Here is a 12,497-nt window from a genome sequence, read left to right as displayed (position 1 = left end):
AACCCACCGCTGCCGGGCTATAAAATCGGTGGGGGTATAGCTGATGCTTGGTCGAATGCTGACTTTTGTTCTCTGTCCGGCGCTGCTCGCGGCAAGCGGCTGCACGCGCAGCGACGACGGAACCGTCATCATTCCAAGCCGGATGGACGTCAGGCGCATTTGGGACAAGGCCCCGCCAGGAACAACAGCTTCGCGGCAGATCGCGACGGACGTATTTCCTCAGCCGCCGAGCGCCCCGGTGAGTTCCCCCAGTCGAAGACGTGTTTCGACGGCCCCTTCCTTTCAGCCGGATTTGGCTGATGCGTCCTCCCAGCCACAGAAGGCGCTCGCCTGCCGGAATGTCAGCGAACCCGGCAAGCGCTATCGCGTGGTCTGCGAGTAGCGTCGCGGCTACGATAAGATCGCGTGTTTCCTCACTGCGCGTGAAACCTTTGTGTGGCGTCTGGCGTTATCGGCGCAGCACGAAGGGGAGCGAAGATGTCTGTTCATTTCACCGTCTCAGGCCTGACCAGAAACCTGATCCATTCGCTTGGACTGGATCACGAGCGGGCTCCGAGGCGTCTGACACCCGAGCAAAATCTATTGTTGGAATGCTATCTGGCCGGCCAAATTCCGGAATCGGCCTGGAGCGACTACGTCTTCGAAATGCCGCAACTGGAAAAACACGCCAATGCCCGCCGCAGGCGCAATCCGGCGTAGCGCTGTCCAGCAACAAAGCGCCACCTAGAAAGCATAGCCGTTTTCTGTTGGAAATCGGCGAAGGCGAAACTGAGCAACTTGGCAGTTCTACTGCTGTATTGCTTTGGCGTTGTCCTTCGGCGAATTGAATTGAAGCGTAAAGATCTTCCCGGGAATTCCTTTTGCGAGGTCCGGCGAAAAGCTGAGCGGCAGGCAATTTCGCAGGGCGGCGGTCGCCGCGTCGACATAGGCCTGACGCGCCTTGTCATCCCCGTTGACCTTGATGGCCGTTGGCTTCGGCGGGCCGATCAGCGTGCCGTCGCGCTTGAAGCTGAAGCTCAAGGTGACCGAGGCAGTTCCGGCTTCGGCCGGCGGCGTCCAGCACGCCTGCAGCGCCGCGCCGACCTCGTTCATCGTGTTGAGCGATGCGGCATCTGCCGGAAAAGGCATCGCCAGCAGCGCGCCTGCGATCGCTGAAAGTCTAGCCGTGCTTCTCATGGCTTTGTCCTCGCCGCTTTCGCCCGTTCGCATGGTACGATCAACGACGCGGATGACAATAGAATTTCAACCGCGCCGGCACCCGATAAAATCATGCTGCCGTGACGCTGGCGCGCCGGCGGAAAAGCAAAAAGGCCGGCGCTGAGCCGACCTTTCCTTCTCCTCGGCAATCGCGCCAGTACATCCGTGGTCGCAGCGAGGACCGAGACACTAGACAAGGGTTTGGTTAACGAAACCCTAAACCTCGCGCATTTCTTAAGCCGTGGCCTGGGCCTTCACATGGGCGATGTAGCCGCGCACGTCGCCGGCCGGCTCAGCATAGGCCTTGCCGAGCTTCTTCTCGATCGCAGCCATATAGTCCTTCGCCCAGCTGGGCAGCGCATAGTCGATGACCGCCAGGAACTCCAGTGTCGCCGCCAGACGGATGTCGGCGATCGACGGGTTGTTGCCGCCGATGAAAGGCTTGCCGTCCCTGAAGAAGCTATGAAAGACCTCCAGCGGCTCGGCGATTGCGGCGATGGCAGCCTTTTGCGCCTCCGATTTCTTGTCGGGATGGGCATCGCTGTGGCCGACCTCGCCGGCATATTGCGGAAAGCCAAGTGCCGGATAAGTGGCCCTGGCCACATAGGGATAGAGCGTTCCGACCAGGTAGAACATGGCGCTGTCGACCATCGCCCGCTTGGCTGGCGCCTTCGGATAGAACTTGTCCAGCCCATGCTTGTTGGCGAGGTACTGCATGATGGCGCAGCTTTCCCAAAGCACGCCTCTGGGAAGTCCTTTGTCCTCGATCATCGGAGTCAGATGCGCCGGGTTCCGCGCCAGGAATTCCGGCGTGCGCGTCAGGCCCCAGGCGTCGGTCTCGGCATGGTCGAGCCCGGCCGCTCGCGTGAACACCCGGACCGTCATGTTGTTGACGCTGGGCCTTAGCATGCTGAGCTTGACCGCGGGCTTCTTCGCCGGCTGCGCCTTAGCTTTAAGCGCTGCCTTTGCCGTCGCCTTAAGCGCGGCTTTTGCCGTCGCTTTAGGCGCGGCTTTTGCGGCCGGCCTGACTGCTTTGGCCGACATCTTGGCGGCAGTCACCTTTGCCGCCGGCTTTGCCATCTTCGCTGCCGGCTTGGCGGCGGCTTTCTTCGTTCCCTTCGTTGCAGCCTTTGCCATCTGGTCCTCCCTCTGACCTGTTCAGTATGGATTTTTCGCCGCCCGGTTCTCGGACAATGTTTCGCGCGATCGCTCGACCAGCGCCTGGATGGCGTCGGCAAGGTGCGCCTCGGCGATATTGTAGTCGCCGCGCGCAACGCGGATCTTGTGCGCCGCCATCAGCACGTCGGCATGGCTGAAGCCCGCGGGCGGCTCGAACCGGTAGGAGGCAAGCTCGATCAGCAGCCCAAGCGGATCCTCGAAATAGATCGAATCCATGAAGCCGCGATCCTTGACGCCGCTGTGCTTGATGGCGCGCTCGTCGAGCCGGCCGACTGCCTGCAGGAACGTCACGCGCGACACCGAGAACGCGATGTGGTGGACACAGCCGGTATCGGTCGGCGTGCGCCGCTTGACCGGGCTGCGGCTCTCGTCGGTGAAGACCGTGATCAGCCGGCCATCGCCCGGGTCGAAATAGAGGTGGCTTTCGCTCGCTTTGTCGAGATTGGGCTGCTCGAAGATGAATGGCATGCCGAGCACGCCTTCCCAGAAATCGATGGAGGTCTGGCGATCGGCGCCGACCAGCGTGATGTGATGGACGCCTTGCGACTGCAGTTTTTGCATTGGCTCCTCCCGGCGCCGCCGCGCCTGCCGCCGGACGATGTGGCCAGGCAGCCTTTAAATCGGCGCCCGGCAGGCGACCGCCGCACGGCTTCCCCCTTGGTTCCGCAATCCGCATCCTGCTGGATCGCGGCCGAAACTTTGATCGGATGCTAATTCAATCCGACGCGTTGCGCCAGAAGCGGCGACACGGCATCGCACCAGCAGGTCATCGCCGGCCGCAAGGAGGATGCGCAAGGCTCTGCTGCGCCATGCTCGAGGGCCGGCCGGGCCAGCGGAACCGCCTGCCCGACACCGCCGTTTGCAACGATGGCATTGGCTGACGACATCCAAATGGCGGAACGCCATATTCTGTAGGCCGAGCAGCACATCAAGCGCCAGCGCGCGCGCATCGCTGCGCTAAAGCGCCGCCGGTTGCCGCGATGCAAGGCGTCCAGCTTTTTGCAGTTGCTTGAAGACGCCCAATTGATGCACCTGCATCATCTGTCGCTGTTGTTGGAGAGAGCGTCTCGCGAACGGACCCGAGCCGGCATTTTAGACTTGGCCGCTTGGTTCAGTGTCGGCAGCCTGCGGAAGCCTTATTTGTAGACCGTCCTTGAGGGCGCCCGAAATGGCGCCACCGCTACGCTTTCACGTCGCCGATCAGCGAAGCTTCTCAGCGATAGCGGCGACACTCACGCCGTCCTCGCGCCGCATGGCTCCTCATGGTAGCCCGCTCTCGGGTGTTACTACCCGCAGCGCGGACACTCTCTCAATCTACCTTCGAAGAAGAAGCACTACTCCGACTTCGCCGGGGTTTCTTTCTTGATTTCCGTCGATGTTGACGTGTCGGACTTGTCAACACTCGCCGTCTGCTGCGCGTCGACTGAGGCTTGATCCTTCGCGTGTGCCGGGCAATTGGCTGATGCTGCAGAGACGGACAGGCCCAGCGCTAAGATCGTTCCGAGGAAGGCTTTCATCATCATCCTCCTTTTGGCAAGTGACATAGCGTAACCCGCGCGTTGCGCGCCGCAAAATCACTTTTCACTCCCCGCATCACAGCTGGCTCGCGCGTCGAGGCCGCAGAGAACTTTATTGAGCGGATGGACCGAGCTGCGTTGCTCCGGGCATGGAGGCGCTGTCTACGCGCCAGAGCGTGAAGCCCCCAAGCCCTTCGCCTGGGGGCGATATGGTCAAACGCGATTTGCGTAGCGCGCCCGATCGCGTTCGATCTCGTCGGCGGTGTAGTTTTCGGCGCCAGCGTCAAAACTCGTCCAACCGTCCGCTTCGTAGGCACTGCGGCGATCTTCCAAGTTCACCGATCTTGATTGACCGAGGATGCTCTCGGCTTCGCCGGCCAACGCGTCGCTAGCCTTGGCCGTGACCAACGTCCCGCCGCGGCGCACACCTTCGGCGTAGACATGAGCATCCCTTTCCGGGACCCCGGAGTCGGTAAGGGCTCCGACGATGCCACCGGCAGCCCCGCCGACAACTGCGCCTCCCAATGCGCCTGCAGCGGTAGCGGCGAGCCACCCTGCGGCGACAACAGGGCCCACGCCTGGGATAGCCATGATCCCTAGCCCCGTCAGCAACCCGCCGGCGCCGCCAATGAGGGCACCCACACCGGCACCGCCAGCCGCATCTTCGGCGGCATTCGAGCGATCATCTTGGTACCAGCCGGTCGAATTATTGGCGACGATGCTGATGTCGGAATGCGGAACGCCGATTGCTTCGAGTTCACCGACGGCATCGGAAGCGTCGTCATAATTGTCAAATAGTCCGGTCACGGTTCTCATGGTTGAACTCCAATCCGTTCTCAGTTGCTGCCGGCAACGACGTTGCCTTGATAATCGAGCGCCACGGTTGTCTTCTTTCCGTCCTTGGTGGCCTGACCGCGCCAGATGCCTTGATCGTCCTTGGTCAGCGCTGAGACATCCGAGAAGCCGGCATCCTGGATCCGGCTCTTGGCCTGGTCTTCGGTGAAGCTATTGGCGCCTGGCACCGGAGCAGCCGGATTTTTTGTGTCGGTCGTGGTGACGGCGGGAGTTGTCGAACTCGTCGTCGTGCCGGTCTCATCGTCCATGGTGGAAGCGATCTTCTCGATCATTTCCTTATGCATTTTGAGTGTGGGCAAGGTCTCCGAAGCGAACGCCTTGAGCTGGGGATTGTCGCCATCCTTGGCGTAGTTCTCGAACAGCTCCACGGCATCCGCGTGCGCATCACTCTGCATCTGCACATAGGTCTTTTCGACCTGATCCTTGCCGTTCTGAAGGGCGTCGAGGTCGCTCTTGTGCTTGGCATCCGTCTCGGCGGGCACTTTGAGCTTCTGCTCGCCGGCAATCGTTTCGAGTTTTGCATTGGCCGCCCCATGATCGTCGATCATCTTTTGGGCGAAGTCTTTGACCGCCTGATCCTGGGCTTTGGCTTGGGCGATCTTACTCGACTCGACCTCGAACATGCCCCCATTGGCAGCCTTGTCGACGAACCCCTGGGCATCGTCGGCGGCAAGGACAGGCACTGCAAATGTGATGGCGGCGGCTGTGGTCAGCGCAACCAATAGATGGCGATTTTTCATGGAGAGGTTCCTGGTTGGGCACAGATCGTGCTGCAAACCCAACAAGCGTCCGACATCTTTGTTCCGAGCGCGGTTTGATTTAGCCGAGGAGTACCGGCATTCTTTTCCCTAGGACCCGGCTGCCGGGTTTTCGGTCCCGCCACGCTCCTGAACAAAAGCCAATAGGATCGCGGCCAGCAGGATTCTTTCAGTATGGCTTGCCGCCAGTGGCAAGCAGGTTGAAGGGGGTGCCACCGGAGATTTTTGCGGCTTTCCGAGCGGCCTTCGTCCAGGACTTTATGCGTCTAAATCAAGCGGCTCGTGATCCAGACTGTTGATTGCAAGATGACCTCGCTTGCTGGCCTCTCGGCAAACTTTTCACGTTAGACGGAACCTTTGTGATCACCGGCTCTTCCCTTGTAATTGCTGGGAGGCAATCAATGGCAAACCTGGGAAGATTGGCTGTCGCCATATTGGGCATTCTCGCCTACCAAAATCGCGACAAGATCGGAGAGCTGCTCCGTGGCGCGGGAAATCGCGATCCAAACAGTCTGCAGGGAGGGATCTTGGATCAGCTGTCCAAAGGCGTATCGGGGACGGCGCTTGGGGATATTGTCGACCGCTTCAGAAATGCGGGAGCCGGTTCCAAGGTGGATTCTTGGGTTAGTAGCGGACCCAACCAGCCGATCGAGCCGAAAGAGGTCGAGGCGGCAATAGACGACGAAACGCTCGCTTCTCTTTCAATGCAGACCGGCTTGTCCCGCGATGAGCTGATAGCCAGGATAACCAGGGACTTGCCCGAGGCGGTCAACAAGCTGACGCCCAATGGCGAACTGCCACCCGCGCGGCCCGACGATGTCACCCTGCTCGATCCGGTGCCACCACAGCGTTGATGGCGCGGCAAGGTCACACTCCAAGTCCGTCAGCGTTTGCGAAAAGCCTGTCTTGAGAAGCGCGAGGACTTGCAACGGTCATGGCGCAACTCATCCCGCTTTCGCAGGTGAGCGGTTTGCCGCTTCCGTTTGGGAGCGTGCTGACTATGAGCGGTCAATCCCATCAGGGGTGTAGCCGCAGAGGCAACCAAAGGTCCCTCGCTTGCGCTCATTAATCGCGACGGAGTTTATTAGCTACGCCTAAAGTTCTGATGTCAGCCGTCGAAAGGTGGCGCATAGTACAGACTTGCCCCTTGCCCACATGGGGTAAAAGGCCCGGCCTGTCTGCCCTAGGTCCCCCGATATGCCACAGGCCGGGCGCCCCCATCTTTAGGCTGCACTGTTCCGCGCCGCCTTTTTCAGCAAGCGCGATAGATGCACGTCGTGAAGCTCCTGAACGCTTTGAAGAAGTTCGCAATTCAAGCGCCTTGGTGGTGGGCAATTCGAGGCGTTGTAGTTCGGCTGGGAAACAAAGAAGCGTTAGCCTGCATGGTGGAGGCCACTGAACAGGCGGGGGCTAATCCGTCTTTGCGCCTACGGCAGATGAATGAGCCGCTTCTCCAATCGATACGATGAATCCCATCATTGCCCGATGCTACTTTGAGGAGGCAACCGGTTTTGCAGCCCTGGCAGCTAGTAGGCTTGAGGGGTTGGATATGAGCAGAACGACTCTCGTTGCGATTGCTTTCCTCGTCATCAGCATCGGCCCGACCGAAGCCAATGGCCATAAAGTTTTGCCGGTTTGCACCGCGTCGAGCTCACTGTCCGAGGTCTTGCATGGCAAGTGTTTTCTCATCAAAGGCTCGATGATCTATGGCGACATCGCCGATCTTTCCCAGATAATCCAATTGGGATGGTAGCCAAGGCCGAATCGGTGCCTAGACGCTATCGCATGACTGAGCCACGCCGTTTCTTACCGGGAAATAGCGCAGCGCCTTCCTCTCATGGGACAGCGCGGAAACAGGGGCTTCAAAGCCCAGGGGCAAAAAGCGCCGCTCCGATAACGTCGAGTATAACGCCAGGCGCGCGCCAGTGGCGGATTCGTGCGCCTATCTTCCATCCCGGCGCGTAACGCATTGCCGCCGCAAACTGGCGCGGTTCATTCTGGTCGCGAGCCCATAGAGTGGATGCGTGGTTGCATTCCAGGCTGGAGGCCTTTGCCGCATCAACCGAGAATCAAGCAGAAATTACGCGGCCGACAGCCTGTCGCGACCGGCCCCTAAAGGTCGACCTTGGCGACATTATCCTTGTATTCCTGCTTCGGGTCATATCCGAGCAGCATCTTGATGCCCGAAACCACGCTCGACGCATCGAGCCAGATTTCGGCTCGGTCCGGATCGAAGCGCAACAGCGTGAGTTTCGGATCGTCTTTGCCGCCCTCGAACCAGGCTTCGACATAGGGGCTCCAGAGCCGATCGATCACAGCCCGATCATTGTCGACGCGAAGCTTGCCCTGCACCGTTGCGAAGAGGTCATGTCCCTTGGAGACGAACGTGGCCGTTGCCTGGTCGCCGCCGGAAAGGCCCATCGGAAGCTCCGTATCTTTCGCCGTGAAAAACCAGATCGGACCGGTATCGTCCTTCTCCAGTTGTGCCGTCATGGGCCGAGGGATGATGTTGGAGCCGTCGAGGCCGATCATCATCGTCATGTCAGATTTCAGTGCTTTCCAGAATTTCGCTTCGAGCTCAGCGGGTGTCGGCATGTCTCATCCTTTCACTGAAAGAAAGGCAAACGGCCGACGGTGCTGTGTGTTCCTTCGCGCATTGCCTGGCTAAGGCTTCTCGATCGCTATTCGACGCGTCGTCGTTCAAAGCAGCTAAATTATTGGAATCAATGGTACGCCCAAGGGGAATCGAACCCCTGTTCCCGCCGTGAGAGGGCGGTGTCCTGACCGCTAGACGATGGGCGCGCTCAAGAACCGGCTACATAGGATGAAGGCCGGAAAAAAGCAACTGGGGTTTCGGACTGTTCGCGGACTTTGCGGACTGCCCTCGTCAACCCTGCCGTTTCGGCTCGATCAGATCCCAGAGATTGCCGTAGAGATCGGCAAACACCGCCACCGTGCCATAGGGCTCGAAGCGCGGCGCCTCGCGGAATTCGACGCCCCTGCCAAGCATCGCCTGATGGTCGCGGGCGAAGTCGTCCGTTTCGAGAAAAAGAAACACCCGGCCGCCGGTCTGGTCACCGATGCGGCTTGCCTGCCTCTCGCCGGAGGCTGCCGCCAAGAGCAGCCGCGCGCCCTGCCTGTTTGCCGGCGTGACCGTCACCCAGCGCTTGCCGCCGCCGAGGTCGACGTCCTCGCTCAGCACAAAGCCAAGCCGATCGACATACCAGGCTATCGCCTCGTCATAGTTTTCGACGACGAGCGCCACGGTCGCAATGCTGCGGTTATCGGCAAAGCCGCTCATTTGTTGCGAATCGCGAACTGGCCGATCACGCGGCGCTCGGCAATGTCGTAGAGAAAGATGGAACGGCTGCCGTCGGCGAGCTCGGCATCGATCGACAGGCGGTTGCCGGACAGTGCCTGGCTGACGACCTTGGCGCCGACCGGCAGCACGATATCGCCGGAGAGGGGCGCGCCGGCCGGAGCCTGGACATCGCCGGCATGCACCGATCCGGCGCCGGGCGCATTGCGGGCTTTGTAGACAAGGGCTCCGATCACCACCATAAGGGCGAGGAACAGAAGACCGAGATTGACAATCATGAAGCGGATGAGCTTCCGGCGCACTTTTTCGGCCGCAGGGTCGAGCGGCTTCTCCTCATCTTCTTCGGCGATCGGCCGGGCCATGACTAAACAATCCGCAACGGTTTCGATGAGCGCTCATAGCGAAGAGACCTCGATTTTGATAGGGCCCCGATTTTGAGACAGGATGAATTGCCGGGCGATGAGTTGGATGGAGCGGTGGAGCTGGAAGCCGGCGCCGATGCCGCAGGCAAGCGCCTCGACCAGTGGCTCACCGCCCAGCTCGGCCCGGAGATCTCACGCAGCCGCGTGCAGGCCCTCATCAAGCAGGGTGCGGTTACGATCGCCGGCAAGCCGGCCGAGGAGGCAAAGCGCAAGATGGCGCCGGGCGAGCGTGTCACGGTCATCATGCCGGAGCCGGAGCCTGCCGAGCCACAAGGCGAGGCCATTCCTCTCGACATCCTTTACGAGGACGACGAGCTGATCGTCGTCAACAAGCCGGCGGGGCTGGTTGTGCATCCCGGCGCCGGCAACTGGACCGGCACACTGGTCAACGCGCTGATCCACCATTGCGGCGACAGTCTTTCCGGCATCGGCGGCGTCAGGCGACCGGGCATCGTCCACCGGCTGGACAAGGAAACCAGCGGCGTCATGGTGGTGGCCAAGACCGACCGCGCCCACAAGGCACTGTCTGAGGCCTTCGCCGATCATGGCCGGACGGGCGACCTCGAACGCGCCTATCTGGCGCTGGTCTGGGGCATTCCGCAGCGGCCGACCGGCACCGTCGAGGCCGCGCTCGGCCGCGCCGCCGATCGGGTACGGCGCGCGGTGGTTCCCGAAGACCGGGACGACGCCCGGCATGCCGTTACCCATTTCACCGTCGTCGAGCGTTTCGGCGGGCGGCAGAAGGAATTCACCACCGCAAGTCTGATCGAATGCCGCCTCGAGACCGGCCGGACGCACCAGATCAGGGTGCATATGGCGCATATCGGTCATCCGGTGGTCGGCGATCCGGAGTACGGCCAGGCCTTCCGCACGAAGGCCAACCGGCTGCCGGAACCGCTGAAAGGCGAGGTCAAGGCATTTTCCAGACAGGCGCTCCATGCCTGGCTCCTTGAATTCCGACACCCGACCACCCATCTACCGATGCGGTTCGAGGCGCCGATGCCGAGGGACATGGAGGAACTTGTCGGCGGCTTTCGAATGCTCTAAACCGCCATCAAGACGCTTCAAACCAGCCATCAAAAAACCTGACTGGCGTTGTTCACTTCAACGTGACACACTGTTTCGTGTTGAACAAATGCCTGTCCTTTCTGGTTTTGTTCCTATATACAGCAGTTGCCGCGAGTGAGCCGATTGGCATTCGCGTCATATGCCCGCCGCGTTACGGGGGCATCACTCCAATAGAGAGGGGGCGCTATCATGGCCCAGTCACTACCCAGTATCGTTTCCGGTGAAGGCGGTCTCGCCCGCTACCTGGAAGAAATCCGTCGCTTTCCGATGCTTCAGCCCCAGGAAGAGTACATGCTCGCCAAGCGTTATGCCGAGCATCAGGACACTTCCGCCGCGCACAAGCTCGTCACCAGCCATTTGCGGCTCGTCGCCAAGATCGCCATGGGCTATCGCGGCTACGGCCTGCCGATCGGCGAGGTGATCTCGGAAGGCAATGTCGGCCTCATGCAGGCTGTCAAGAAATTCGAACCGGAGCGCGGCTTCCGGCTCGCCACCTACGCTATGTGGTGGATCAAGGCCTCGATCCAGGAATACATCCTGCGCTCGTGGAGCCTGGTCAAGATGGGCACCACCGCCAACCAGAAGCGCCTGTTCTTCAACCTGCGCAAGGTGAAGGGCCGGATCCAGGCGCTCGACGACGGCGACCTCAAGCCCGACCAGATTGCCGAGATCGCCACGCGTCTCAACGTTTCCGAGGCCGAAGTGGTGTCGATGAACCGTCGCCTGTCGGGCGACGCTTCGCTCAACGCCCCGATCAGGGCGAGCGAAGGTGAGTCCGGTGAATGGCAGGACTGGCTGGTCGACGATCACGAAAGCCAGGAAGAGATGCTGATCGAGCAGGACGAGCTGGAAAACCGGCGCTCGATGCTGTCGGGCGCGCTGTCGGTGCTCAACGACCGCGAGCGGCGCATCTTCGAGGCGCGTCGTCTGGCCGAAGAGCCGCTAACGCTGGAAGAGCTGTCGGCCGAGTTCGACATCAGCCGCGAGCGCGTGCGCCAGATCGAGGTGCGCGCCTTCGAGAAGGTGCAGGACGCGGTCAAGGCCGCGGCCAAGCGTCAAAACCAGGCGCTGCGCACCATCGAAGCGCAGCCGGCGGCGTAAAAGCTCGAGGCATTACGCAAAGACAAAACGGCGGAGCCGGGATCTGGCGCCGCCGTTTCTTTTTGGCACCTGCACGCCCGCGATTGGCGAAAGCTGTGGCGCGCCCCTAATGTCCGCCAGGACAATAAGGGGCAGCGCCGAGATTACGAGCTTATCACGTCAGGACAACGTCCGTTGACGCGGTAATCACCGAACGCCGCGCCGCCCCTCATCCGCCTTTCGGGCACCTTCTCCCCGTGGAACGGGGAGAAGGAAAGCTCATGCTGTCGGCTGCTTGGTCTTGCGCAGATACGGCAACACCGTCTCGTAGGCGCCGAAGCGCTTGATCGCGTCCTCGTTGGAGACGGCGGCGGTGATGATCACGTCCTCGCCCTGCTTCCAGTTTGCCGGCGTCGCCACCTGGTGCTTGGCCGTCAGCTGGATGGAATCGATGACGCGCAGGATCTCATCGAAGTTGCGGCCGGTGGTCATCGGATAGGTCAGCACCAGCTTGATCTTCTTGTCCGGGCCGATGACGTAGACCGAGCGCACCGTGGCGTTGTCGGCTGGCGTGCGCCCTTCAGAGCTCTCGCCGGCGCCCGCCGGCAGCATCTCGTAAAGCTTGGCGACGGCGAGATCCTTGTCGCCGATCAGCGGATAGTTCACCGTCTGGCCGGTAGCTGTCTTAATGTCGGCCTGCCATTTGTCGTGGCTCGACACCGGATCGACGGAAATGCCGATGATCTTGACGTTTCGCTTTTTGAATTCGCCCTCGAGCCCGGCCATCGTGCCGAGCTCGGTCGTGCAAACCGGCGTGAAGTTCTTCGGATGGCTGAAGAGCACTGCCCAGCCGTCACCGATCCATTGATGGAAATTGATCGTCCCTTGCGTGGTCTCGGCCGTGAAATCCGGCGCGATATCGTTGATACGAAGGCTCATCGCGTGCTCCCTACCCTGTGACATGGCGCCGGCATGGGCTAACCCCATCGGCGCGTGTCAGCTTCTATACCGCCGGAAGGAACGGTTCAAAAGGCTTGTGTCTGCAAGCGTGATCGGAACGATGGAAAAATTTCTGCTTTTCCTGGAAAAGACGCCAGAATTT

The 12,497-nt window shown here is 60.9% G+C and carries 16 protein-coding genes and 1 tRNA gene; 6 read left to right on the top strand and 11 right to left on the bottom strand.

Annotated elements, in window-relative coordinates; all coding sequences use genetic code 11:
• The first annotated feature begins 55 nt into the window (after positions 1-55).
• The gene (locus EJ078_RS17610; protein WP_245456965.1) at positions 56-382 is read left to right on the top strand and encodes a hypothetical protein; all 327 of its coding nucleotides are present in this window, start codon (positions 56-58) and stop codon (positions 380-382) included.
• Positions 383-477: 95 nt separating this feature from the next.
• Entirely contained in the window at positions 478-699 is a 222-nt protein-coding gene (locus EJ078_RS17605) for a hypothetical protein (protein ID WP_067319298.1), read from the top strand.
• An 87-nt stretch (positions 700-786) separates the two neighbouring features.
• Here EJ078_RS17605 and EJ078_RS17600 read toward each other — a convergent pair whose 3' ends face one another.
• The 6 genes from EJ078_RS17600 to EJ078_RS17575 form a co-directional block, all read right to left on the bottom strand.
• Entirely contained in the window at positions 787-1,176 is a 390-nt protein-coding gene (locus EJ078_RS17600; protein ID WP_067002225.1) for a hypothetical protein, read from the bottom strand.
• Between the two features lie 255 nt (positions 1,177-1,431).
• The gene (locus EJ078_RS17595) at positions 1,432-2,334 is read right to left on the bottom strand and encodes a glutathione S-transferase family protein (RefSeq protein ID WP_127215031.1); all 903 of its coding nucleotides are present in this window, start codon (positions 2,332-2,334) and stop codon (positions 1,432-1,434) included.
• 21 nt (positions 2,335-2,355) lie between these two features.
• Entirely contained in the window at positions 2,356-2,937 is a 582-nt protein-coding gene (locus EJ078_RS17590) for a VOC family protein (protein ID WP_067319302.1), read from the bottom strand.
• Positions 2,938-3,710: 773 nt separating this feature from the next.
• Complete coding sequence (locus EJ078_RS17585; protein WP_245458856.1) at positions 3,711-3,899, bottom strand: hypothetical protein; 189 nt, start codon at positions 3,897-3,899, stop codon at positions 3,711-3,713.
• 207 nt (positions 3,900-4,106) lie between these two features.
• On the bottom strand, positions 4,107-4,709 hold the full coding sequence (locus EJ078_RS17580) for a hypothetical protein (RefSeq protein WP_095799832.1): 603 nt from the start codon (positions 4,707-4,709) through the stop codon (positions 4,107-4,109).
• A 20-nt stretch (positions 4,710-4,729) separates the two neighbouring features.
• Positions 4,730-5,488 carry a DUF4142 domain-containing protein gene (locus EJ078_RS17575; protein ID WP_127215039.1) on the bottom strand — a complete coding sequence of 253 codons (759 nt, stop codon included), beginning with the start codon at positions 5,486-5,488 and terminating at the stop codon, positions 4,730-4,732.
• Positions 5,489-5,907: 419 nt separating this feature from the next.
• Here EJ078_RS17575 and EJ078_RS17570 point away from each other — a divergent pair, with 419 nt between their 5' ends.
• Entirely contained in the window at positions 5,908-6,360 is a 453-nt protein-coding gene (locus EJ078_RS17570) for a YidB family protein (protein WP_208720758.1), read from the top strand.
• Positions 6,361-6,971: 611 nt separating this feature from the next.
• Positions 6,972-7,259: a hypothetical protein gene (locus EJ078_RS17565; protein WP_245456967.1), complete on the top strand. Its 288-nt coding sequence runs from the start codon at positions 6,972-6,974 to the stop codon at positions 7,257-7,259.
• A 359-nt stretch (positions 7,260-7,618) separates the two neighbouring features.
• Here the strand turns inward: EJ078_RS17565 and EJ078_RS17560 are convergent, their stop codons facing one another.
• The 4 genes from EJ078_RS17560 to EJ078_RS17545 all read right to left on the bottom strand — a co-directional run bounded on the left by EJ078_RS17560 (position 7,619) and on the right by EJ078_RS17545 (position 9,187).
• On the bottom strand, positions 7,619-8,101 hold the full coding sequence (locus EJ078_RS17560) for a pyridoxamine 5'-phosphate oxidase family protein (RefSeq protein ID WP_127215032.1): 483 nt from the start codon (positions 8,099-8,101) through the stop codon (positions 7,619-7,621).
• 132 nt (positions 8,102-8,233) lie between these two features.
• Positions 8,234-8,308 (bottom strand) — tRNA-Glu (locus tag EJ078_RS17555).
• A gap of 85 nt (positions 8,309-8,393) precedes the next feature.
• Positions 8,394-8,807: a VOC family protein gene (locus tag EJ078_RS17550; protein WP_127215033.1), complete on the bottom strand. Its 414-nt coding sequence runs from the start codon at positions 8,805-8,807 to the stop codon at positions 8,394-8,396.
• Positions 8,804-9,187 (bottom strand): fimbrial protein, encoded by a 384-nt coding sequence (locus EJ078_RS17545; RefSeq protein WP_067002059.1) that lies wholly within the window; start codon positions 9,185-9,187, stop codon positions 8,804-8,806. The genes EJ078_RS17550 and EJ078_RS17545 overlap by 4 nt, the downstream gene beginning before the upstream one ends.
• Before the next feature lie 114 nt (positions 9,188-9,301).
• On the opposite strand from EJ078_RS17545, the gene EJ078_RS17540 reads away from it, so the two are divergent.
• Together EJ078_RS17540 and rpoH are read left to right on the top strand one after the other, a co-directional pair.
• Positions 9,302-10,294, top strand: coding sequence for an RluA family pseudouridine synthase (locus tag EJ078_RS17540; RefSeq protein WP_245456968.1), 993 nt, complete (start codon positions 9,302-9,304; stop codon positions 10,292-10,294).
• A 210-nt stretch (positions 10,295-10,504) separates the two neighbouring features.
• Positions 10,505-11,416 carry an RNA polymerase sigma factor RpoH gene (gene rpoH / locus EJ078_RS17535; RefSeq protein WP_067002056.1) on the top strand — a complete coding sequence of 304 codons (912 nt, stop codon included), beginning with the start codon at positions 10,505-10,507 and terminating at the stop codon, positions 11,414-11,416.
• A gap of 258 nt (positions 11,417-11,674) precedes the next feature.
• Here rpoH and EJ078_RS17530 read toward each other — a convergent pair whose 3' ends face one another.
• The gene (locus EJ078_RS17530) at positions 11,675-12,334 is read right to left on the bottom strand and encodes a peroxiredoxin (protein WP_095778154.1); all 660 of its coding nucleotides are present in this window, start codon (positions 12,332-12,334) and stop codon (positions 11,675-11,677) included.
• Between the last annotated feature and the right edge of the window lie 163 nt (positions 12,335-12,497).

The sequence above is a fragment of the Mesorhizobium sp. M1A.F.Ca.IN.022.06.1.1 genome, from assembly GCF_003952605.1.
Lineage (GTDB): Bacteria > Pseudomonadota > Alphaproteobacteria > Rhizobiales > Rhizobiaceae > Mesorhizobium.
This window is presented reverse-complemented; position numbering and strand designations above follow the sequence as displayed.